The organism is Sphaerospermopsis kisseleviana CS-549 (genome assembly GCF_028329225.1).
GTDB classification, from domain to species: Bacteria; Cyanobacteriota; Cyanobacteriia; order Cyanobacteriales; family Nostocaceae; genus Sphaerospermopsis; species Sphaerospermopsis kisseleviana.
In genome coordinates this window covers 1-23,784 of sequence record NZ_JAQMTI010000082.1, presented here as the reverse complement: position 1 = coordinate 23,784, position 23,784 = coordinate 1, and the positions used below count along the sequence as shown (strand labels likewise).

At 36.3% G+C, this 23,784-nt stretch carries 22 protein-coding genes and 1 CRISPR repeat array; of the genes, 18 read left to right on the top strand and 4 right to left on the bottom strand.

The features are described 5' to 3' along the window. Positions 1-79 precede the first annotated feature (79 nt). Entirely contained in the window at positions 80-754 is a 675-nt protein-coding gene (lipB, locus tag PN497_RS05975; RefSeq protein ID WP_096572082.1) for a lipoyl(octanoyl) transferase LipB, read from the top strand. A gap of 189 nt (positions 755-943) precedes the next feature. Further along, a complete protein-coding gene (locus tag PN497_RS05970) occupies positions 944-2,446 on the top strand; it encodes an ABC transporter permease subunit (RefSeq protein WP_096572083.1) in 1,503 nt (500 codons plus the stop codon). A gap of 63 nt (positions 2,447-2,509) precedes the next feature. On the opposite strand, the gene PN497_RS05965 is transcribed toward PN497_RS05970, so the two are convergent. Then, a complete protein-coding gene (locus PN497_RS05965) occupies positions 2,510-2,677 on the bottom strand; it encodes a hypothetical protein (RefSeq protein WP_272109789.1) in 168 nt (55 codons plus the stop codon). 123 nt (positions 2,678-2,800) lie between these two features. Here PN497_RS05965 and PN497_RS05960 point away from each other — a divergent pair, with 123 nt between their 5' ends. The 5 genes from PN497_RS05960 to PN497_RS05940 all read left to right on the top strand — a co-directional run bounded on the left by PN497_RS05960 (position 2,801) and on the right by PN497_RS05940 (position 7,099). Next, positions 2,801-3,625 (top strand): RnfABCDGE type electron transport complex subunit D, encoded by an 825-nt coding sequence (locus PN497_RS05960; RefSeq protein WP_096572084.1) that lies wholly within the window; start codon positions 2,801-2,803, stop codon positions 3,623-3,625. Between the two features lie 118 nt (positions 3,626-3,743). Further along, a complete protein-coding gene (locus tag PN497_RS05955; protein WP_096572859.1) occupies positions 3,744-5,120 on the top strand; it encodes a DUF2330 domain-containing protein in 1,377 nt (458 codons plus the stop codon). Positions 5,121-5,363: 243 nt separating this feature from the next. Next, a complete protein-coding gene (locus PN497_RS05950; RefSeq protein WP_272109788.1) occupies positions 5,364-5,579 on the top strand; it encodes a hypothetical protein in 216 nt (71 codons plus the stop codon). Positions 5,580-5,596: 17 nt separating this feature from the next. Further along, the gene (locus PN497_RS05945; protein ID WP_272109787.1) at positions 5,597-5,737 is read left to right on the top strand and encodes a CAP domain-containing protein; all 141 of its coding nucleotides are present in this window, start codon (positions 5,597-5,599) and stop codon (positions 5,735-5,737) included. 195 nt (positions 5,738-5,932) lie between these two features. After that, entirely contained in the window at positions 5,933-7,099 is a 1,167-nt protein-coding gene (locus PN497_RS05940) for a pyridoxal phosphate-dependent aminotransferase (RefSeq protein WP_096572085.1), read from the top strand. Between the two features lie 276 nt (positions 7,100-7,375). Here PN497_RS05940 and PN497_RS05935 read toward each other — a convergent pair whose 3' ends face one another. After that, complete coding sequence (locus tag PN497_RS05935; protein WP_096572086.1) at positions 7,376-8,227, bottom strand: helix-turn-helix transcriptional regulator; 852 nt, start codon at positions 8,225-8,227, stop codon at positions 7,376-7,378. Between the two features lie 110 nt (positions 8,228-8,337). Between PN497_RS05935 and PN497_RS05930 the strand changes: the two genes are divergently transcribed. The 11 genes from PN497_RS05930 (at position 8,338) to cas2 (ending at position 19,805) form a co-directional block, all read left to right on the top strand. Beyond that, positions 8,338-8,565: a hypothetical protein gene (locus PN497_RS05930; RefSeq protein WP_096572087.1), complete on the top strand. Its 228-nt coding sequence runs from the start codon at positions 8,338-8,340 to the stop codon at positions 8,563-8,565. Positions 8,566-8,820: 255 nt separating this feature from the next. Then, positions 8,821-9,000: a DUF433 domain-containing protein gene (locus PN497_RS05925; RefSeq protein ID WP_409349321.1), complete on the top strand. Its 180-nt coding sequence runs from the start codon at positions 8,821-8,823 to the stop codon at positions 8,998-9,000. An 11-nt stretch (positions 9,001-9,011) separates the two neighbouring features. Then, the gene (gene cas3, locus PN497_RS05920) at positions 9,012-11,027 is read left to right on the top strand and encodes a type I-D CRISPR-associated helicase Cas3' (RefSeq protein WP_096572088.1); all 2,016 of its coding nucleotides are present in this window, start codon (positions 9,012-9,014) and stop codon (positions 11,025-11,027) included. A gap of 3 nt (positions 11,028-11,030) precedes the next feature. Continuing rightward, positions 11,031-14,021, top strand: coding sequence for a type I-D CRISPR-associated protein Cas10d/Csc3 (cas10d, locus tag PN497_RS05915; protein WP_096572089.1), 2,991 nt, complete (start codon positions 11,031-11,033; stop codon positions 14,019-14,021). Beyond that, positions 14,021-15,073: a type I-D CRISPR-associated protein Cas7/Csc2 gene (cas7d, locus tag PN497_RS05910; RefSeq protein ID WP_096572090.1), complete on the top strand. Its 1,053-nt coding sequence runs from the start codon at positions 14,021-14,023 to the stop codon at positions 15,071-15,073. Before cas10d ends, cas7d begins: the two co-directional genes overlap by 1 nt. Before the next feature lie 3 nt (positions 15,074-15,076). Continuing rightward, complete coding sequence (gene cas5d, locus PN497_RS05905) at positions 15,077-15,742, top strand: type I-D CRISPR-associated protein Cas5/Csc1 (protein ID WP_096572091.1); 666 nt, start codon at positions 15,077-15,079, stop codon at positions 15,740-15,742. A 224-nt stretch (positions 15,743-15,966) separates the two neighbouring features. After that, complete coding sequence (locus PN497_RS05900) at positions 15,967-16,572, top strand: type I restriction enzyme HsdR N-terminal domain-containing protein (protein WP_137666906.1); 606 nt, start codon at positions 15,967-15,969, stop codon at positions 16,570-16,572. 188 nt (positions 16,573-16,760) lie between these two features. Continuing rightward, positions 16,761-17,579: a CRISPR-associated endoribonuclease Cas6 gene (cas6, locus tag PN497_RS05895; RefSeq protein ID WP_096572092.1), complete on the top strand. Its 819-nt coding sequence runs from the start codon at positions 16,761-16,763 to the stop codon at positions 17,577-17,579. Positions 17,580-17,696: 117 nt separating this feature from the next. After that, the gene (gene cas4, locus PN497_RS05890; RefSeq protein WP_096572093.1) at positions 17,697-18,305 is read left to right on the top strand and encodes a CRISPR-associated protein Cas4; all 609 of its coding nucleotides are present in this window, start codon (positions 17,697-17,699) and stop codon (positions 18,303-18,305) included. A gap of 126 nt (positions 18,306-18,431) precedes the next feature. Beyond that, positions 18,432-19,436: a type I-D CRISPR-associated endonuclease Cas1d gene (cas1d, locus tag PN497_RS05885; RefSeq protein WP_096572094.1), complete on the top strand. Its 1,005-nt coding sequence runs from the start codon at positions 18,432-18,434 to the stop codon at positions 19,434-19,436. Between the two features lie 96 nt (positions 19,437-19,532). Next, positions 19,533-19,805 carry a CRISPR-associated endonuclease Cas2 gene (gene cas2, locus PN497_RS05880; RefSeq protein WP_096572095.1) on the top strand — a complete coding sequence of 91 codons (273 nt, stop codon included), beginning with the start codon at positions 19,533-19,535 and terminating at the stop codon, positions 19,803-19,805. Positions 19,806-20,032: 227 nt separating this feature from the next. Then, positions 20,033-21,741: direct repeats of the CRISPR family, unit length 37 nt; unit sequence ATTGCAATTTCCATTACTCCCTATTAGGGATTGAAAC. Positions 21,742-21,952: 211 nt separating this feature from the next. On the opposite strand, the gene PN497_RS05875 is transcribed toward cas2, so the two are convergent. Beyond that, positions 21,953-23,239, bottom strand: a complete 1,287-nt coding sequence (locus tag PN497_RS05875; protein WP_096572096.1) for a glycosyltransferase — start codon at positions 23,237-23,239, stop codon at positions 21,953-21,955. Between the two features lie 84 nt (positions 23,240-23,323). Next, positions 23,324-23,641: a hypothetical protein gene (locus tag PN497_RS05870; protein WP_096572097.1), complete on the bottom strand. Its 318-nt coding sequence runs from the start codon at positions 23,639-23,641 to the stop codon at positions 23,324-23,326. Positions 23,642-23,784: the final 143 nt, after the last annotated feature.

Genomic DNA, 23,784 nt, shown 5'->3' with positions numbered 1-23,784 from the left:
GCACCCTGCACCCTGCACCCTGCACCCTGCACCCTGCACCCTGCTCCCTGCTCCCTGCTTCCCCTCATTGATTTTTTCCATGATCCATACTCAGACACCTCACAAGCACCGCTGTTTTTTGTATAACAAAGAATTAATGCCTTATGTAGATGCTCTTCAATGGCAGCGATCGCTACTCAAAGAACGCATCAATAACCCCGATCTCGAAGATGTACTCATCTTGCTGGAACATCCGCCAGTTTACACTTTAGGACAAGGTGCAAACCCGGAATTTCTTAAATTTGACCTTGACAAAAGTGAATATAATGTGCATCGAGTTGAAAGAGGTGGCGAAGTTACTTATCATTGTCCTGGACAACTGGTAGGGTATCCAATCTTAAATCTGCAACGTTATCGTCAAGATTTGCATTGGTATTTGCGTCAACTTGAGGAAGTATTAATTCGTGTTTTAGCAAATTATGGTTTACAGGGAGAACGCATTCCCGGTTTTACAGGTGTGTGGTTAGAAGGAAGAAAAGTTGCAGCTATCGGCATTAAAGTGAGTCGTTGGGTGACAATGCATGGTTTTGCTTTAAATGTTTGTCCTGATATGACAGGATTTAATCGCATTGTACCCTGTGGTATTACTGATAAGCCTGTTGGCAGTCTAGCAGAATGGATTCCCGGTATCATAAGTTTAGAAGTGCGTTCTTGTATAGCTCAGTCATTTTCCGAGGTTTTTGGTGTGGAATTAATAGATTTACGTTATGAATAATACACTAGCAGCAAGTATTAATGCTATACCAATAGCTAGATAAATAACATTATAACCATACATGGATCAATTATTGTATAATAAAATACTGGTTATGTAGAGTATATGTGATCTCAGTAAAGCGATGGGGAAATTCCATAAATTTTCTGAGAAGATTATGATCTAAGTTACTTTTAAATCAAGGGAGAAATGGTAAAATTTTTATTTGGGTGTTGGTTGCGTTGGTGTTTAGTGATAGGTTTAAGTTGCTGGCTATTAGCTAGTTGTAGTGTGAATCCTAGTGTGGCAAAAACTCTGCGAGTAGCGACTGAACCAGCATTTCCACCGTTTGAGTTTCAACAGAATGGGGGAGAGTTACAGGGTTTTTCTATTGATTTAATGAAAGCGATCGCAACTGCGGCTAATTTCCAGGTAGATTTTCAAAGTTTACCTTTTGATGGCATCATTCCCGCATTGCAAGCTAAAACCGTAGATGTGGCAATTAGTTCAATTACCATCACTCAAGAAAGGTCAAAAACTGTAGATTTTTCTCGTCCTTATTTTAAAGCTGGGTTAGCGATAGCTATTCGCACAGATAACCAAGAAATTAATAGTTTTGAAAGTCTACAAAATAAAAAAATCGCCGTTCAAATTGGGACAACAGGAGCAGAAACAGCTAAAACTGTACCTGGGGCGCAGGTGAGCAGTTTTGATTCTGCACCGTTAGCATTACAAGAATTACTAAATGGAAATGTAGACGCAGTTATTAACGATGCACCTGTTACATTATACGCCATTAATACAGGTAATCTCCAAGGAATCAAAGTTATACAACAATTACTCACAGAGGAATTTTACGGAATTGCTACTGCTAAAAAATCACCTTATTTATCTTTAATCAATCAAGGTTTGACAAAAGTATTAGAAAACGGAACTTATCCAAAAATTTATCAAAAATGGTTTAAGTCAACACCGCCAGTATTACCAGAAAAAACACTATTTGCAAATCAAAACGCCCCTACTGTAAATTCTTTAGGCTTAATATTGCAATCATTACCGAATTTATTAACTGGTGTTTTGGTGACATTGCAACTAGCAATTATATCAGTTTTCTTTGGTTTAATTGGTGGTTCATTCATAGGAATTATTCGCCTTTCGGCAATTAAACCTGTGCAGTGGTTAGCCAGAACTTATATAGATTTTTTCCGAGGTACACCTTTATTAGTGCAGATATTTATGATTTACTTTGGTATACCTGCACTTTGGCAAGAATTGGGTTTTACCTTATCATTAAATCGCCTCGTTGCGGGAGTCATGGCTTTAAGTTTAAATAGTGCTGCTTACATTGCAGAAATAGTTAGGGCTGGGATTCAATCAATAGAAATTGGACAAACAGAAGCAGCCAAATCATTGGGTTTAAATTCTGTACAAACTATGCGTCATGTAATTTTTCCCCAAGCCTTCCGGCGCATGATTCCCCCTTTGGGTAATGAATTTATTAGCTTATTAAAAGATACCAGTTTAGTTGCGGTAATTGGTTTTGAGGAATTGTTTAGAAAAGGACAGTTAATAGTTGCAGAAAATTATCGCGCCTTTGAAATTTACGCAGCGGTAGCTGTGATTTATTTATGTTTAACCTTGGTTTCTTCTCAAGCTTTTAGTCGGTTAGAAGCGTGGATGAATCCAGGAAAAAAGCCAAATGCAAAGATTTAATAATTTATGAATTATTCAGGAGTCAGGGTAATACAGCCGTTTCCTAAGTTATGAGGTACAAGGCTAACAGGCAGGATGCCTGTTCCACAAGGGTTTTATGATTTCCGTTTGTACCTCACTAAAATGAAATATGCTGTAAGTAGAACGACGGGAAAAAACCAAAGTATCTAAAGAAAAGTAAATTAATCTAAAAACCTCTTCTCTCTTGCCTCTTGCCTCTTGCCTTGTCATAACGACAATTTTTAACGCCTACCTACTTAGTTGTCAGTTGTTACGATTTTTGAAACAAGAAGATGATTTTCTCTAACTCTAGTCTAAATTAATGAAAAGTTAGGGGTAAACCCGTACACAGGGATAATGTTCACAGATATTCGAGACTATCAAATTCTCTTTCTCAGTGTATTCCTGATTTTAGGAATTGCTGCTAGGGACTGGACATTGCGGCCTGAGTTGATTTTAATTGCGATCGCCACTTGTCTAGTCACACAATGGATATTGTCATTATTCATTAGTCATTGGTCATTATTAACTACCACAGCAAATGACAATAAGTTAACATTTAATTTCCGTAGTTCTTTAATTACTGCTTTAGGACTTAGTTTACTACTACGGGCTGACCATTGGACAACTATGGTTTTAGCCGCAGCAACGGCAATAAGTAGCAAATTTATCTTGAAAACAGGTGACAAGCATTTTTTCAACCCTGCCAACTTTGGCATTATTTCCGCCTTATCCCTTACCTCTGATGCTTGGGTTTCCCCTGGACAATGGGGAGAAGAATGGTGGTATGGACTGTTATTTTTTGGTACAGGAGGAATGATTTTACAAAAAGTTGGTCGTTGGGACACTACCGCAGCTTTTTTAAGTGCATATTCCCTACTAGAAGCTGTGCGTAATATTTGGCTAGGTTGGACTTGGGATGTTTACTTACATCGGTTAATGAGTGGTTCGTTAATACTGTTTGCATTATTTATGGTGACAGATCCCCGATCTATTCCTAACGCTCCCATCGGTCGTATAATTTGGGCAGTTTGTATTGCCATTTTTACCTTTATTTTGCGGAATTATTTCTTTCTTTCTACCGCAGTTTTTTGGGCTTTATTTGTCCTTGCGCCGTTAACTGTTCTCTTTGATAATCTTTGGTTTTCTCCTAGATTTTCTTGGTTGCAAGAAGATTAGCAGTTTAATAAGATTGGCAGGAAAATATTTTTACCAATTCCCAATACCCAATCACCAATCACCAATCACCAATCACCAATCACCAGTCACCAATCACCAATTACCAATTACCAAAAAAATGAAAAAATTTCGTTTATTCATTCCCTTAATAATAGCACTTTTCGCTGTTTTATCTTTTGCCCCTACAGCTTTAGCTTTTTGTGGTTTTTATGTTGCTAAGGCTGATACTAAATTATATAACCAAGCTTCTCAAGTAGTCATTGCGCGAGATAGTAATAAAACAGTATTAACAATGGCTAATGATTTTCAAGGTGACATTAAAGATTTTGCAGTTGTCGTACCTGTACCCACAGTCATCAAAGAGGAACAAGTGCGGGTTGCTCAACCTAATATTATTGAAAGATTAGATGCTTTTAGCGCCCCTAGATTGGTAGAATATTTTGATGAAGATCCTTGTTCTCCACAAATAAGACCACAGTCAATGTTAGCACCAACTGCTGCTGCAAGAGGTGGAAGTTCTGAAGAAAAAGCAATGGCAGATAACAGTTTGGGTGTGACGGTTGAGGCACGGTTTAATGTGGGTGAATATGATATTTTAATCCTCAGTGCTAAAGAATCTAATGGTTTGGAAACTTGGTTAAATAGCAATGGTTATAAAATTCCCAGAGGTGCAAATCAATTATTAAAACCTTACATTCGTTCCTCTATGAAGTTCTTTGTTGCTAAAGTCAACTTAGATAAATTTGAGGAATCTGGTTATCAATTTCTCAGACCTTTACAAATTGCTTATGAATCACCCAAGTTTATGTTACCCATTCGTTTGGGTATGATTAATGCTAATACTGAACAAGATTTGATTGTTTATATTCTCTCACCTCAAGGACAAGCAGAAGTTACTAACTACCGCACAGTAAAAATTCCTTCTAATATGAATATTCCTGTGTTTGTGAAAAATGAATTTGGGGATTTTTATAAATCTATGTTCCAAACTTCTTACACCAAAGAAGATAAAAAAGTAGCATTTTTAGAATATGCTTGGGATATGGGTAATTGTGATCCTTGTTCTGCTCAACCTCTCAATACTGAAGAACTCAAACAAGCTGGTGTGTTTTGGTTAGATAATAATGGTAATAACAATAATAGAATCGCACCAGGTTTTGGTTTTCCGTTTTCTAATAATAATGTTTACATCACTCGTTTGCACGTTCGCTATACTCGCAATAAGTTTCCTGAAGATTTGATGTTTCAAACAACTTCTAACCGGGAATCTTTTCAAGGACGTTATGTTTTACAACATCCCTTTACAGGTAATTTACAATGTTCTGCGGGGAGAGAATATAAAAGATCATTACCCCGACGTTTTGAAAAAGAAGCACAAACTTTAGCCCAGTTGACAAATTGGAAAATTCAAGACATTCGCCAAAAAATGAGAATCTCTGTGGGAAATATCTCAACTTCTTGGTGGGAAAGTTTCTTAATGTTTCTAGGATTGTAAACTATTCTCTCAGACTTTTTTCAAAGTTTTAGTTTGTGAGTTGAAGAACTGGGGTATCCTCCTAACCTTTATCTAAAAAAGGGGGATAAATTCTTTATTAGTCAGGACTTACGCAAAAGATCACGAAAGTACAGGTAATTCATGAGTACGGGTAATTCATGAATTACCCCTACGCAATAATCAGCTTTTTAGTCCTATTTTGCGTAAGTCTTCTTAGTGCATTACCAACATATATTTTGAACTATGAATAGTAAGAAAAAAATCAAGAAATTTAATCTTTGGTGGCGATATTCACTTTTATTTATGGTGCTGTGGGTTACTCCTCCTACTATGCACTTTATTAGCCAAGCTTTGCGTGGGTATCCTTTGGATATTAACTATTTCTGGAGTGAACTTTCTTTGTTTCAAATTTCTAATCTTGGTTTTTATAATGGTTCTAAAGTTCAGGAACAGGTTTAGGGTTAACTTATGGAGAGGTGGAAAAATTCCAACGTGGTTGGATGTATAGTAATGGACATAGAAAGAATATTCTTTTACCAGAATATAAAAAGTTTGGTTATGGCATAGCTATGGGGAAAGATGGTAGTATTTATGCAGTGCAAATGTTTAGTAATTAATTTTTAGGAGTCAGTAGGGGCGAAGCATTCGGAAAATAGCCTTTTCATAAAATTGATAATTGATTGCCCGAATGCTTCGCCCGTACAGTAAGAATAAATACTAATGACTAATGACTAATGACTAATGACTAATGACTAATAACCAATAATCTGAGATATCCTGATAAATGATAGAGATTGGCTTAAAGAAGTAGAATGAAACTGGCAGCAAGAGTAAGTCAGGTGACACCCTCGATCACCTTAGCGATCGCAGCTAAAGCTAAGGCCATGAAAGCTGAGGGTATTGATGTTTGTAGTTTTAGCGCGGGAGAACCAGATTTTGACACTCCAGCCCATATCAAAGCAGCCGCAGCTAAAGCTTTGGAGGAAGGAAAAACTAAGTATGGTCCTGCTGCTGGTGAACCCAAGTTAAGGGAAGCGATCGCCAACAAGCTAAAAAGCGATAATGGTCTTGATTATAAATCAGAGAATGTGTTAGTTACCAATGGCGGTAAGCATTCTCTCTACAATTTGATTGTGGCATTAATTGATCCGGGTGATGAGGTGATTATCCCTGCACCCTATTGGTTAAGTTATCCCGAAATGGTAACGTTAGCTGGTGGGAAGTCGGTAATTGTCAATACAGATGCTTCTACAGGCTACAAAATCACCCCAGAACAGCTAAAAAAAGCGATTACCCCAAAAACTAAGTTATTTGTCCTTAACTCCCCTTCTAACCCCACAGGGATGGTGTACACACCAGAGGAAATTAAGGCTTTAGCTAAGGTAATTGTTGATGCTGATATTTTAGTTGTTTCTGACGAGATATACGAAAAGATCCTCTATGATGGTACAGAGCATATCAGTATTGGTTCTTTAGGTGCGGATATTTTTGCCCGGACTTTGATCAGTAATGGTTTTGCTAAGGGTTATTCTATGACAGGATGGCGTTTAGGTTATTTAGCCGGACCATTGGAAATTATTAAAGCAGCGAGTACCATTCAAGGACATAGTACATCTAATGTGTGTACCTTTGCTCAATATGGGGCGATCGCTGCTTTGGAAAGTTCCCAAGAATGTGTAGAGGAAATGCGTCAAGCGTTCGCCAAACGTCGTCAGGTGATGTATGACAGACTTAACGCTATTCCGGGGTTAAGTTGTCCTAAACCCGATGGTGCTTTTTACCTGTTCCCAGATATCAGCAAAACCGGTTTGAAGTCTTTGGATTTTTGCAACGCTTTGTTAGAAGAATTGCAAGTTGCTGTTATTCCTGGTGTAGCTTTTGGTGCTGATGATAACATCCGCCTTTCCTACGCTACGGATATGGCAACTATAGAAAAGGGGATGGATAGGTTAGAGAAGTTTGTGCGTTCTCGGATCTAATAGGTGACGGTGAATAGGTGACAGGTGACAGAAAGTAGTTTTTTAGTAGGGGTTTATCTGTTAGCTTCCACACCCGCCAGAGAATAAATTCTCTGTCTCATAGCTCAAGTCCGTTAAAACGGACTAATCAATTTTCCTAGTGTTTAGTCATCTTTAGATGACTTTCTCTATTAGCAAGGAACTTGAGTTCCTTGCGCGATAGAGGTTTTATGTTAAGTTGATACCAATGTCCCCACCTCTTTTCTTAACTGTCACCTGTCACCTGTTCCCTGTCACCTATAAAATGTCATATTTTTGACATTGTTCTATCAGTTTTTTCTTGATGAGCGATCGCACGTTTTCCGGTGAGACTATTTCGCAGTTTTCCCCATAACGCAACACTTCCCGCACCAACCAAAAAGGGTTTGACACTTTTCTTACCACTTGACGCACTTCTCCTACAACTTCGTTACTGATGTCATTGGGTTTTGCTTCATAAGCTTTCACCATTCCCCCATAAAAGTGTAAGTGTATTTTTAGGGTATCTAGCCCTTCATGCCGCCATTGTCCGTTCACTGGGACAACACCTTTGATTCTATCCAGACGTAAACAACGGTTGTGTATAAGTTCTGGAAAGTCAGGTTTGACAATATCTTCAGTTTCATCACACCAAATATTTAAGAAAAAACGCTTTTCCTCAAAAGCAATTTCCGCATAACGCACTGTAAATGATACATCCTGTCCTTGAGAATTGGTATAGAGTAAGTGAAATGGTTGTTGACTTTGGCGAAATTGATCTGCAAGTATGCGCCATGCTTCCGTCGGTTGGCTGACTTGTTGAAGTAGTAATTGACGCATCGGTTGTTCAAGTTGTCCGCGTTCAAGTAACAAACTAGAGACAGTTTGCGCTTGTTCAATAAAACCGGAATCCTTGAGTATTCCTATAGCTTGCTGGAGTGCGGTTACTTGTGTGCAGTTGAGGGTGAAAGGTTCACCGACCTCAAACTCTTTTTGGGCGATCGCTACAAGTAAACCAGATATACTAGGGGATTTTCCCCAGAAGATCCGCAATTTGCGGGCGATTTCTTCTAGTTGTTCCTTTGTTCCAGCCGGAATTGACAGTGTAATTGTTTCTTTTTTCCTATTCATCTAAAAAGTGTAACTACATTATTGACATATTGCTGATTTACAGTTATTGTATCTGTATACAAGGGGGATAAAAAACTTTTTAGGATAAACCTACTGGGATATTTGTTTTTATGAAAGAAAACTTAGCTGATCGTATGCTTGAAGTGATGTCAGATGCTTGCTGGCATTCTACAGATGAGTTAGTAGAAAAAGTGAGTCATCGGTTTTCTGCAACTATGCACGTTCTCAAGAAACAAGGTTATCAATTTGAAAAAAGACGTACTCACGGTCAAAAGTATGAGTATAGATTAGTAAAAGAGTCAAAAGCGATCGCTTCGCTCGCCATAGGCAACACTTAAAAAGAATTTCTGACATACTGGGGGTAGTTTCTCCTACTCCCATTTTCTAAAAATAGTAGCTAGTGAGGTTAAAAACTATGACCGATGATAATTTGCTGTCCAGAATTTCCATTGATCCAAATAAAGCATTTTTCGCTAAATAGGTAAACAATGAACGAACAAACATTACTAGAAAGAATCACATTTAACCCCTAAATCTTTGGCGGTAAACCCATAATTCGTGGTCGTCGTCTAGCTGTTGAACATATTTTAGGAATGTTAGCAGCAGGAGATACCATTGAAACTTTGCTAGAAGCATATCCCTGGTTAGAAAGGGAAGATGTGCAAGCCTGTTTAATTTACGCACGGAGATTAGTTGGTCATGAAAGAAATCAACGCTTATTTAATTACATTGGAAGGAGAAAATATCTAACAGGAAATTTTAATATTTTTTAACAGGGTGATTTATGAAAATAAAACTACTTTCTACATGGTCTAAATATTCCCAAACATCAGTTAATAATATCCAACTTGTTACCCATCAACAAGAAGTTTGGGATGCAATCAAAAATTATCAAGTTGTCTTTGACACTGCTTTAACTGGTGACGGTAAAACTTTAGCTGCGCTACTTCCAGAGTTTTTTGATAAAACAAGTGGATTAGGAACAGGTTTATTAGGAAAAGGTTTATTTAACTATCCTACAAATGAGCTTATTCGTGATCAAGGAAAACAAATAGGAAAATGGAGAAAAGAATTTAATCTTGAGTTACAAGTAGGTGAACTCACAGGATCTAAATTAGCTTCATATATGAGTGAAGAAGGTTTTAACAAACTTGAAACACTAAGAAATGTAGCTGATGATAATAATATAGTTGTCACCAATCCTGATATTTTTACTTTGATTCATCGCTTACATTACGATAGTAGAGGTGGTAACAAAGCTCGTTTAGCTGAAACTTGGTTTAATCAATACCGCTACATAGTATTTGATGAATTTCATATTTTTCATGCTCCACAAATTGCTAATGTATTGGATGGTATTGCTTTTAATAGAGCAAGTGTAGGAGAGCGTTTTGCAGCAAAATTTCTTTTTCTGTCTGCTACCCCAGATAATGTTTTATTAAAAGTTCTTGATAAAGCAGGTATTACTACTAAAATTATTCAAGGTGAATATGAACATGGGTTAGAAAAAAGTCAAACTCATCGGAGAATTTTACATGAAGTAGATTTAGATTTAGTTACATCTGAGCAAAGTAATGGAGGAATTGAAAATTGGGTAATTGAGAATTTAGAATATATTAAAAAATTCTTTTCTCAATATCCTAATTCTAAAGGACTGATAATTGCTAATAGTGTATTTGCTGCTAAACGAATAGTAAAAACTTTAGAAAATGCCAACTTAGGTTTAAGTATAGGAGAAAATACAGGGCTAACTGGTGCAAAAGTTAGAGAAGATGCAATGAGTAAACAATTAATTATTGCAACTTCTACAGTTGATGTTGGTGTAGATTTTGAGATCAATTTTCTGGTTTATGAATCTTTAGATGCAGGTACGTTTATTCAGCGTTTAGGAAGACTAGGAAGACATGATGGGTTTCCAATTTACCAAGCAATAGCTTTAGTTCCAGATTGGGTAAAGGATAAGTTTTCTGAAATTTATGGTAATGAAACTGAAGTAGACAGAGAAAGTTTTTTCCAAAATGTTAAAGAAAAAGTCTACCAAAAGCCTCAAGAATTTGAGCGATATTTAAGCCGTTGGGGTTGTGTTCTTTCTACAATTAGGTTTTGTTTGCTTAGTCAACAAAAAGATCAATATCAAACTTTGATTGCAGGTTATGAGCAAGAAGCTAATCGAATTGTGGGTACAACTCCTTATTGGTCTAGGTTAAATGAACTGAAAGAACACAAAGTAATTACTCAGGATTTGTCAACTTTTCGAGGAACAGGACAATTAGATGTCTGGATTCATGACCCAGATACAAACGCAGTGAAAAGTATGAGTTTACTACGTTTACTTGCAGGAACAGATTTTGAACTTATATCTGAGGAGGAAGCAAAAGAAATAAGTGAGAGATTCAATGAACCATTTTATAAAAATAATTTGGGAATATATGTAAAGATCACACAATATTTAAGTAGCTATGAACCTGTAGCACTAATTTTTACATACAAATTAGATAGGTTACAACTCAACATAGCACAAGCAAGAAAAGGGTTTTTTATACAGTGTCGTCATCGAGCAATTAAAAAGATAAATGAACAACTTGAATATTTATCAATTACAACTTGTGTTGCTAATCCTGGTAAATATGATATCAAAACATTGCGCCGACGTTATAGATTACCTGCTTTGTTTGAGCTACATAAAGTAGTTGATTCTAGTAATCAAGAATATGCTGTAGCTTTTGGTTTAGATGCACTGCTGTTAGATAGTCTTCTTTATTGGCAAAAAACTAATGAAATATTTTTTGCAGGAGAGTAAACAATGATAGATAATTTAGATTGGTTAACACCTGAAAGTTATGGTAAGCCAGTTATACCAGAAAAAGAACCTCCTTTAGTAGTTTTAGCATTAGAGACTTTAAATAATGCTGAGGATCAAGTTCTGCGAGATTGGATAGAAAAGGTATTTCCTAATATTCTTGATTCTTTCAGCCTTAAACCAGCAAAGGGAATGAGTTTAGAAGCGGCTAAGGAATTAGCTGTTAATGTTAACCCAGATAAGAAAGAAAAGATAATCAATAAATTGGTTGACCTTCCAGATCAAAGTTTAGCGATACATCTTTTAAATGCTGCTGTTGGTGGTTGGACTCTAGTTAAATTAGCCAATTTAGAGGAACTTCAACAAAGGTTGTATTTAGCTGCTGTGACTCTGCACGATCTCAATAAAATTGTACTCAAGCAATTGGGTAATGTGCGGATGGATGGTAAAGAAGGGGATAAATACCATCATTATTTTAATATTTGGGCGGAAACTTTAGGACTGTGGAAATTTATTAGCAGTGAATATTGGCAAGATATAGCTTTCCTCGCTCAAAATGCTGAAGATGCAAGAGGAGCAAATTTGACTCTTGCTAATTTCCAAGATATAAAATTATCTCCTGAAGATTTAATGGGTTTAGCTGAATTTGTCCGTTTTGCTGATTTATTAGCGTCTATGGCTCATCGTCCAGATAGTTTATATGAAGAAAAGATTCGGGCAATTGTACGACGTAGGTTAAAAGATAAATATGTTATTCGCCACCATCGAACCATAGAAAACCGGGGGTTATTAACTCAAATAATTCACAATGCAGTATTAGATAAAGCCAAGGAAGTTGGATGGATAGCTTTTTTATTCTTTCCTGATGGAATTACATACTTTGCACCAAAGGATAGTGAAAAACCAGATTTATCTAATCTAGCTGAAATAGTGCGATCGCAAATCCTAAAAACTGCTACTAAAGGTTTGAGTAATCTTATCAAACGTGATAAAACAAAAGGGATTATTAGCTGTAAGCCAGATATGCTTGAAGTAGCTGAAATTAATGATGCTGCGGAAACGCTTATTCGGCAAATATTTAATTTCCTGGGTAATCAAAGAACCCCAATGAGTGGAAAGCGAAAGGAAGAAATACAAGAAATTTCTACTGAGTTAAAAAATTTGAATTTTGATTATCCGACTAATCTACAGGTAGATAGGTTAGGAGAAGGACTTAGAGGATTAGTAGGTGTTTTAGAAGTTTATTATAAAACTTCCTATGAGAATGCAACTCAAGCTTTACTCAAGGCGCTTGATATGCAAGATTATCTGGAAGATTTACTTAATATTCCTAGACCTGGTGGTAAACCTCTTGGATGGTATTACTTGGCTGGCCATTACATTGGTAAACATGGCAATTTAAATGATACTGAACTTGAAAATGTAATGTTAAAAGCCATCCAACAAGTGGTTACAGAATGGGGACAACCAGAACGCTTAAAATCCTTCGCTTTTCTTGATAGTTATATTGCTCAAGTTTTGGATCTTAGTGACAGTGATAAAAAACACGATTTTGAAAAAGAATTAAATCGTTATCACCGCAACAAAGCCAATCGTAAACGTGAACCAATATGTGCTGTTTGTAATAGTGCGTTTGATGTACGAGAGGAATTTTCTAGTTACACTAACAAACGAGTTACAAGCCTTTCTAAAGAGTCTTTACGTGGAATTTGTACAGTTTGCCAAGCTGAAAAACTACTGCGTAGTTATTCTTTAAACCGGGGTTTAGAAGCTGATGATGATATTATTTACCTGCATCTTTATCCAGATTATTATTTCACGCCAGAAACCGCTCGAATTATGAACCGAGCCTATAAAAGCTTTGCTCAAAATGTCTTTTCTGATTTAGATAAAGAGTTAGCAAAACATAACTATGACCCTAAATACATACCTCGTGCAGATGTTTTTAGAGTAAGTGCTGATTCTAAAGAAAATGAGAAACGACGAGTTGAAAAAGTGGAATATCCAGAAGGACAAATGCACGGCTATTATCTTTTAGGAGTTCCCGCATTATTTAAAAAACCAACTGATACCGAAGTATGGCATATACCAGCATTACTAACATTAATTGCACCTTTAACCTTTGGCGTTAAATTAGTTGCTAGTCGTTCAACTCTTCCACCATACGACTCAGGAGCAGATTTTAAAGAAACTGCGATTTTGGATGGTGTACATACCTACTGGCAACACAGTATCAAACAATCTAGTTTCCGTTTAAATGAATTGATTACTGCTATTCCTGCGGCTTTTGCTGTGTATGCTTTAACATCCCAAGCATACCGCGATAGTAGAAATTTTACCGTCTGGAATGCTTTAAATAATGTTTCACAATCTTTGGATACTAGCCCTTTGTATGTATTTCACTATGCAGATCGCATAATCGAAAATATCAAAAAGGAGGAACGCAAGAAAAAAACAAATCAGTTTAGTGATCCAGCAATTATTGTTGCTAAAAAATTGCTGAATTATTACCAACTTTTGATTGATTACTACAAAGGTGAAGACCCCATGAACATGATTAAAGACTTAGTTGATAAATATGCTCGTTTTTATCGAGCATCAGCTAAAAATCCCTCTGCATATACAAGGCTTCGACCTTTAAATATAGCTGCAAAAGTCATCTTAGAAAGTCAACCGAATACGGCTGAATATGACCTGCAATTAATGATAGAGGGTTACTTGTTTTCTCTGGTAGATGGTGTACTCAATAACAATAATGAAGGTTATATACCATCGGAAGTAGTTAAGGATAAAAGCCAGCGTGAAACTGTCATTCAAGACTTTTCTCAATACTTTGTCAAAGAGGTATTTCAGAACTATTGTAGGGCAGAGCGATCGCTTCTCAGACAAAATATTAATCTGATTCGTCATGCGTCGGAGGCTTGGTATATCAAACAGTACATCAAGAAACCTGAAGAAAAAACACAAACATCAGACAATAAGGAGTCAAATTAATGTTTGAACAGTACAAAAAACATTTTCAAGAATCTATTCCTCGTATTCCTGGAGCTAAATATGCTCACTTTATAGTTCTCAGAGAAACAGATTCTTATGCAGTATTTAAAACTGATGGAGAACTAAACGTAGCCAGAGTTAGAGCAGGAATTAATGATTCACAAGTAATTAGTCGTTTAGTGCTTTTCAAACGTAAGCAAACCACTCCTGAACGTTTAACAGGACGTGAATTATTGCGGCGTTATGAAATCTACGACCAGATTAAAAATCAACATAAAAAAGACTGCGCTTACAATGAAAATCCTTGTGGAGTATGTCCTGATTGTGTTATTTACGGTTATGCAGTAGGTAAAGGTGGTGCAGATAATTCTGGTTCAGAAAAATCCAAAGTTTTTATAGATTCTGCTTACGCTGTTCCTAAATATGAAGAATCTCACGGAACTTTTACCCTGAATGCACCCTATGAAGATGGAACAATGACACAAGGAACAGACACCACTAATCGTTTTAGTGAACAAGATCATGTGTTACCAGAAATTCCTTTTCCCAGTGTGGTTACATTACGCGATCCAACACCAAATACATTTTTGTATCTGCTGAATAATTTACAACGTACCAAACGTTATGGCGCTCAAACTACACGAACTGGACAAGTCAGAAATACAGTTGTAGCCATAATCTTTGCTGATGGTGAAATTTTCAGCAATTTGCGATTAACTCAAAAAATTTACGACATTATTGGAGATGTTTTACCTCCTTATGACACCACTGCTATCACATCAGCTACAGAACAAGCTGTTAATGAATTAATTCAAAAAGACGGAGTTTTTTATGAATTAATTTCAAAAGAAGCACTTGTATCTCTTCAAAATGAAGCTCAATCTATTCTTGGTAATGAAGATAATTTCAAACAATGGATGAACTCATTAACACAAGATACTCTAAATTATGCAAAAGCCGCAGGTGTTTTGAAAGAAGAAAAAGCGGAAAATACTAATACCAGAGGTAAAAAGAAAAATAAAAAGAATACCTCTGAAGAGGAGGAAACATAATGTATGCAAATTTATCGTCTTCTCCTTACCTTACAAGATCCAGTGTATTTTGCTACTCGTGAATTAGGTAGACTGTACATAACAGAGCAATATTTACATAATTATGCTCTAACTTACGCTCTTGGTTTAGCAAAAAGCAGCTATTACGACGCAGAACATATACCTCATTATGAAAGAGATTTAGAACCTCTCAATCATCAAGGTATTTATATTACACCTGCGCGTCCTTTAGAATCTGCTTATGTTACCCATACTTATAAATGGGCTAACCTCAATTATCACGTCAAAATGGAGCAAATTAGTAAGAATATACCTACCTATGGACGTATTCGTGAATTAGCACCAGAAAGTCAATTTGAGTTCTTTCTAATTTCTCAAAAAGAAATCAAATTACCTAAATGGATTCGTTTAGGTAAATGGATGAGTAAAGCAGAAATTAAAACGGATCTATTACCACCACCCAAAACCAAAACTGATTTATTCACCTGTACTCATCCCTTAAATCCTTTGGATGTCATGTTTACTAATCAAATAATTAGCTATGATGTAGTAAATATGCCTCCAGTTAGCCTAATTCAAAATGTGCAAATGCGAGGAGAATATTACTATTTTGATGATGTCAAAAATGTAAAACTTCCCAAACAAATGCAATATAGATTTAAGGCTTAAAATCTCAGATCCCCATCAACTTAAAAAAGGGGGCTTATAACTTTTGTGGGGTGGGCATACTTCGACAAGCTCAGTACAAGTCTTGCCCGCCCATAAATTGCAATTTATCTATGTGTTGACTTATCTAAGGTCATCAATTAAACCTCATTCCAGACACCTATAAATTTCTTTATCGTTTAGAAAATGATCAAATTACCGAGATTGAAACTGAGGAAAATTAGATAATGACCATTCTCGATCCCTCTCAGTCTTATACCTTTAGCAAATATTTTGAGATGCACATTTCCCCTCAAGATTTTGCTCAAGAATTTGGCTATACATTCACTCGAAAACGTTTGAATTTACCCCAATATCAACAAAACCTAGACCGATTAACAGAACTGCAAGAAAGACTTGATGAAATTCTCCCATACTTTGATTTAGCTAATGAAACAAGTCGCAGAGAAGTATTAATTTCTCCCATCATTTTAGACTTAGTTCACTATACAAAATCACAGGTGAGAATTGAATATCAAATTAAAGTCAGTGAACAACTACAAGGTTACTTTGATTATCTCATCAAAAATCGCCATAACCTCTTAGTAATTGAAGCTAAAAAAGAAGATTTAGATTATGGTATGACACAACTTTTTGCAGAATTAATCGCCCTAGATCAATGGCAAGAAAATCCACAACAAACTCACATTATTGGTTCAGTTACCACTGGCAAAATCTGGGAATTTGCTCAACTAGATCGCATTAATAAACATCTCATTCAAGGACTTGATAGTTATCGTGTTCCTGATGACTTAGACCCCCTAATGCGGATTCTAGTTCAAGCACTCATTTAGCGGTAAATATGCCTCCAGTTAGCCTGAGTCAAAATGTAAAAACGCGAGGAGAATATTACTATTTTGATGACCTCAAAAATGTAAAACTTCCCAAACAAATGCAGTACACATTTAAGGCTTAAAATTTCAGATCCCCCCAACCCCCCTTAAAAAGGGGGGCTTTAAGAAATTACTAACCATTAATAATTATGCCCCACAGTCTCATCCTCAATATCACCCCCCAATCCCCCATCTACCCCAATTTCCTCTCCGGTAGACACTATCACGCCTTATTCCTGAATCTAGTCAGTTCTGTTGATAGAAAATTAGGCAACTATCTCCACGAATCAAACGCTGATAAAGCCTTTACTCTCTCACCTTTACAAATCCAAAACAGAAATAAAACTCAATTCCTGATCCTACAATATAATCATCAACAACCAATTCCTGCTGGTACTCCCTGTTGGTGGCGCATCTCTTTATTAGATGACAATTTATTTAGTCAACTCACACCTTTATGGTTGAATCTTAACCCGGAACAACCTTGGCATTTAGGATCTGCTAATTTATTTATTACCAGCATTCAAGGTACACCCCAATCTACCCAACCTTGGGCTAATGTTTGTACATATCCTCAATTATATGAACAGGCAAGTGACACAGAAAGGATCATTAATTTTATCTTTTCTACACCTGTAGCTTTTCGTCAAGGTGGTTTTGATAATGTTTTACCTACCAAAGAATCTGTTTTTAATAGTTTGCTTAGTAGGTGGAATAAATATAGTGGAATTGAATTAACTCATATTCCCATGGAATCAATTTATCCTAGTGCTTTTAATATCAGAACTGAAGTTATTAGCAACTATGAAAATAAATTTATTGGTTGTCTAGGTGACATTAGTTATCGCATTTTAGGGGATGTGGAAGCAACAAGAATTAAACAAATTAATGCTTTAGCTGACTGCGCTTTATATGCAGGTATTGGGAGAAAAACGACTATGGGAATGGGTATGGCCAGAAGAAAGTAGGTTGGGTTGACGCAAGGAAACCCAACATCATCACAGGAAAAAATTTTGTTGGGTTTTCTCAACCCAACCTACAAATTAGTTTGTTTATTGTTTTGAAAATCAAATTGGGAATACTATATGCTATCCTCTATCACCTCTCCAGAAGATTACGTTAACATCGCCTCATTAAATCAATATTCCTACTGTCCCCATCGTTGTTGGTTAATTCATTGTGCTGGTGAATTTACAGATAATCAATACACTATTGAAGGCACAAGTTTACATGAACGAGTTCATACAATGAGCGAATTAAACAGAGATGAAACTTACCAAATACGGGCTATCTATCTTAAATCTGATCAATATCAATTAGTTGGTAAATCTGATTTAATTGAATTTGAAAATGGTGAATATTACCCTATTGAATATAAACGCGGACGCAAAGGAGAATGGGATAATGATGAATTACAAGTGTGCGCTCAGGCTTTATGTTTGGAAGAAATGACGGGGAAAAATATCAATTCTGGTTATATCTATTATGCCCAAACTCATCAACGTCAATTAGTAGAAATTACTCCAGAATTACGAGCTAATACTATTGCCACTATTGAAGCTGTAAAAATGTTGTTGTTTACAGGTGCAATGCCAAATCCTGTGAAAACAAAACGCTGTGATGGTTGTAGTTTATTTTTTCGATGTTTACCCCAAGCTGTTGATAAAGTTGGACGTTATCAAGAAGCAAGTTAATTGATAATTGATAATTGACAATTGATAATGAATTGGTGATTGAGTAATCAACTATTTACTGTCACCTGTCACCTGTCACCTGTCACCTCTCACCTAAAAACTGTCACTTATTTTGAGGATTTTATCATGGGTACTCTTTACATTTCACAAGCTGATTCTTTTATCGGTAAGGTTGATGAAAGAATTAATGTTAAGTTCGATAAGAAAACTATCATAGATGTACCATTTATTAAGTTAGATGGTGTAGTGGTTTTGGGTCGTTCTACTGTTTCACCAGCGGTGGTTTCTGAGTTGATGACTCGTCACATTCCTTTATCTTTTATTGATGAAAGAGGTCATTATTTAGGACAGTTACAACCAGAAATGTCTGGTAATATTTTTGTGAGAAAAGCTCAATGGCAAGCTGCGGGAAATACACCTCAATCAGTTCATGTTGTGCAGGGTTTTGTGAGGGGAAAATTAAAAAATTATCGTCAACTTCTGGTGCGTCGTCAACGAGAATCTGATAATCTTGATTTGTCTGCTGATATTACTCCTTTAGAAAATGTCATTGCAGCGATTGATAAAACTGAAAATATTGATTCTTTGCGTGGTTTAGAGGGTGCTGGTAGTGCGATTTATTTTGGTTGTTTTAATCGCCTAATTCTTAATCCTAATTTTGAATTTACTAAGCGTGTCCGTCGTCCACCTACAGATCCGGTAAATTCTTTGTTGAGTTTTGGATATTCTTTATTACGTCATGATATCCAAGCTGCTGTAAATATTGTGGGTTTTGATCCTTATTTGGGATATCTCCATTTTGATCGTTATAATCGTCCTTCTTTAGCTTTGGATTTAATGGAGGAATTTAGACCTTTGGTGGTTGATTCTTTGGTTTTGACTTTGTTGAATAAACAACTTTTAAAGCCAGATGATTTTATTAGTGAACCCTTGAGTAATGCTGTTTCTCTTACTGCTGAAGGTAGGAAAATTTTTCTCACTAATTATGAGAAGAAAAAACAATCAGATTTTAAACATCCAGTAATGGGTAAAAAATGTACTTATCGAGAATCTTTTGAATTACAAGCTCGGTTATTAGCTAAATATTTGATGGGAACAACTGACAAGTATCCACCTTTGTTTATTAGGTGATAGGTGACAGTTTTTAGGTGACAGTAAATAGTTTATTACCCAATCACCAATCACCAATCACCAATCACCAATTACCAATTACCAATTACCAAATTTATGAATGTTGTTGTTTCTTACGATATTTCTGAGGATAAGCGGCGGACTAAAATTCACAATATCCTCAAGTCTTATGGCCAATGGGTACAGTATAGTATTTTTGAATGTGAATTGACTGATACTCAGTATGCCAAACTGCGATCGCGTCTCCATAAGCTGATCAAGGCTGATACTGACAGCATCCGTTTCTATTTCCTTTGTGCTTGCTGTCACGGTAAGATAGAAAGAATCGGTGGTGAGCAACCCCGCGATCACACTGTTTTCTTTGCTTGATGCGCGGATGGGTGGGTGTAAAAATTTTAGGTGAACAAAAAATGGCTGAAATTATCTCTATACAAGGCTTTCATGATTTTTATCCAACTCACCCACCCGCGCACTTTACACAGCAAGAGTTTCAGCCATTTTACCCCTTGACACAATTTCTGAAATCGACTATTATTATATCATCCGCGCAACTGAACCTTGAAAACTACATATATATAGGCTTTCAGCCGCCCGCTATTGCAATTTCCATTACTCCCTATTAGGGATTGAAACAGTGTAGGTATTCTAGGCTTGGGAGGTGCAGGTCTAATTGCAATTTCCATTACTCCCTATTAGGGATTGAAACTCCAGTGGTATTCATAGAGCTTACGCTCCTTATTAATTGCAATTTCCATTACTCCCTATTAGGGATTGAAACGGTCAGGGTTAGCAACAACAGTCCAACCTTTTGGGATTGCAATTTCCATTACTCCCTATTAGGGATTGAAACCTCGAATCCTTCTTTTTGCTTACCATAAGCTGGTTATTGCAATTTCCATTACTCCCTATTAGGGATTGAAACAAGAGTCAGATAAGTATCTGTTAGAGTAGTATTAATTGCAATTTCCATTACTCCCTATTAGGGATTGAAACATTACCTCTTGGTACAAATATATAATCAGACATTATTGCAATTTCCATTACTCCCTATTAGGGATTGAAACAGTTTACCCAAGCTATCTCTTCTGGAAAGTATACCATTGCAATTTCCATTACTCCCTATTAGGGATTGAAACTTACCTTCCTTGGGTATGGGCAATCTGCAAAGTTATTGCAATTTCCATTACTCCCTATTAGGGATTGAAACTCAGCGTATTTGGCTCTAATTTCTGATTCTTCTTATTGCAATTTCCATTACTCCCTATTAGGGATTGAAACTTTAAACTATTCAAAAAAAAGACCACCTATGAGTATTGCAATTTCCATTACTCCCTATTAGGGATTGAAACCTAATATCGTAAGCACTTGCTTTAGCTCCAAAAATTGCAATTTCCATTACTCCCTATTAGGGATTGAAACTGCCAGCGCAAGATAGCTAATACTATCCTGCCAGAAGTATTGCAATTTCCATTACTCCCTATTAGGGATTGAAACGTTACCAGCTCCTGGACAGTATACTTGCTCAACAAATTGCAATTTCCATTACTCCCTATTAGGGATTGAAACTTCAAAGCCCTGACCAAGCTTTTGGTCTTTTAATTCATTGCAATTTCCATTACTCCCTATTAGGGATTGAAACGGCCCACAAAATCCCGGCACAGAGCATTGTAGTTGATTGCAATTTCCATTACTCCCTATTAGGGATTGAAACGTCCTTGGGATGGTGTTCAAGGTACTCCCTCTGAGATTGCAATTTCCATTACTCCCTATTAGGGATTGAAACTGCATCTAGCTGAGTTCTTAAGAACTCCAACTGCTATTGCAATTTCCATTACTCCCTATTAGGGATTGAAACAGCAAAAAACCATAGCCTCTCGACTTCTGTCATAGCTATTGCAATTTCCATTACTCCCTATTAGGGATTGAAACCTTGAGGAACAACTACCTCACCATCCTTTGACCAATTGCAATTTCCATTACTCCCTATTAGGGATTGAAACTGCACGACTTTGAAACTAGGTGATTTAACTTTCCATGTAATTGCAATTTCCATTACTCCCTATTAGGGATTGAAACTTCCCGCTTCCCTGGTTGCCAATTAACCAGAGCGGTTTTAATTGCAATTTCCATTACTCCCTATTAGGGATTGAAACCCTAATACACCGCAGAAAAAGCTATATTTAGCGGTAAAGTAGTATTGCAATTTCCATTACTCCCTATTAGGGATTGAAACTTTACAGAACAACCAGAAACAGAAGTACCTGTTACATTGCAATTTCCATTACTCCCTATTAGGGATTGAAAAATTATTTTAACAGTGGTGGTTGTGGTGGCGGTTGCAGTTAAAATTACTCATAATCCTGTAAATCCTAAAATCCTGGACATCCTGATTCAGACAAGTTGAAATTTCCAATAATCCCTATGAGGAATTGAAACCTAAAAATCTCTATTTTTGTTTTCAGAAAACACTCTTAAATACTGTCACCTGTCACCTGTCACCTGTCACCTGTCACCTGTCACCTCAAAAATCCCATTTCCTGTAAACCCTGACGCAACCTTTTAGCCTCTTGCGGATTATCTTTTTCATGGAGAGCGATCGCATATTCAAAAGCTGCCAAACTATTCTTCACATCACCCACTTTCAACAACACCACCCCTAAATTTTGATAAGCTTCCGCATAATCAGGATTTAAAAAAACCGCATGATTATAAGCATCAATCGCCTCAACAAACAAACCCATTGCTTTAAACACCATCCCCAAATTATAATACCCAATCACAAAACGATCATCAATTTTCAAAGCAGTTTCATAAGCATTTTTCGCCCCTGGAAAATCTCCTGTAGCTTTCAACAAATTACCCAAATTATTATATCCTCCCAATTTCAACAAAGGATAAATAGGTAATTTAACCGCCGCTTGATAATAAGAAATCGCCAAAGAATAGTTTTTCAAATGTGTATGAGCAATACCCAAATGATAATTTAACTCATACAAAATATCATAATTTGTTTCTTGAATATCTTGATCCCACAGATTTCTCACCTGATTAGAAGGTGAATCTTTCAACCAAGCAAAAGGTTTTTTATCTGTTTTTTTGCGACTACCAACAATCTGAATTAAACCCCGATTTAATAATTCTATTCCCTCATTAACTTTACCCATTTCCACATACAACGCCCCCAACTTACTGCAAACATAAGCATCATCTGGATGATTTGCAAAAAATTCCAGCATAGCAGTTGCAGCTTTAGCATATTTATTTTGTTGGTTAATAGCAGATTTTTGATATCCAGTATGCAAAATAGCAACCTGTGGTAAATAACCAACTTGCCAATAAGTTTCTTTATTTAAAATCGCCGCAATACTATCATCAACCAAAGCATGATAAGGACGTTCAAATTTAATTTCTGGATGTTTACGAAATAAGCGAGAAACCAAAGAATAAGGTGATTGAGTCGCACCAACTTCTTGACGCACCAAATTGATTAATATATAATCATCTGTATTAATCGCTTCTCTAATTTGTGGTGCAATTTCTGGTGCAAGAACTTCATCAGCATCCAACACCAAAACCCAGTCACCAGTCACATATTTTAAAGCCTCATTTCGCGCCGCACTAAAATCATTACACCATTGAAAATAATGTAATTTAGCACCAAATTGTTGAGCAATTTCCGGCGTTTTATCAGTTGAACCCGTATCTAAAACTACAATTTCATCCACCAAATTTTGCACACTTTCCAAACACCTTGGTAAAGCAGCTTCTTCATTTTTAACAATCATGCACAAACTGAGTTTCATAATTTTTATTATATAATTTGCAATTCGTAATTCTTAATTAATAAGACCTTTTCCCAATCACCAATCACCAATCACCAATCACCCTTACAAAGACCGAATTAAATCCACAAAACCATAAATACTAACACTGAGTAAAAGACAAGCTGTAAATTGGGTAATTAATCTTTGGTAAAGAGGTGGGTGAACATTTTCCCTGATAGATATTGTTTCCCGAACCAAAATAGAAATTGAAGCCCCAAGTACAAAACTTAAACCCAGCACCAAATAAGGTGTATCTGGTACAATTGTGGAAATAATTAACATGGCGATCGCCAGCAGCAACATCAACAATTCAATAAATCGTGGTGGATTATATTGACTAGATAAAATTAAAGTATTAACCCAAAAATTCCACAATCTCATAATTGGTAATTGGTAATTGATAATTGATAATTGATAATTGATAATGGGTAATTAGTTTATAGGGAAATATCAAACTGATTACCCAGTCACCAGTCCCCAGTCACCAGTCCCCAGTCCCCAGTCACCAGTCCCCAGTCACCAGT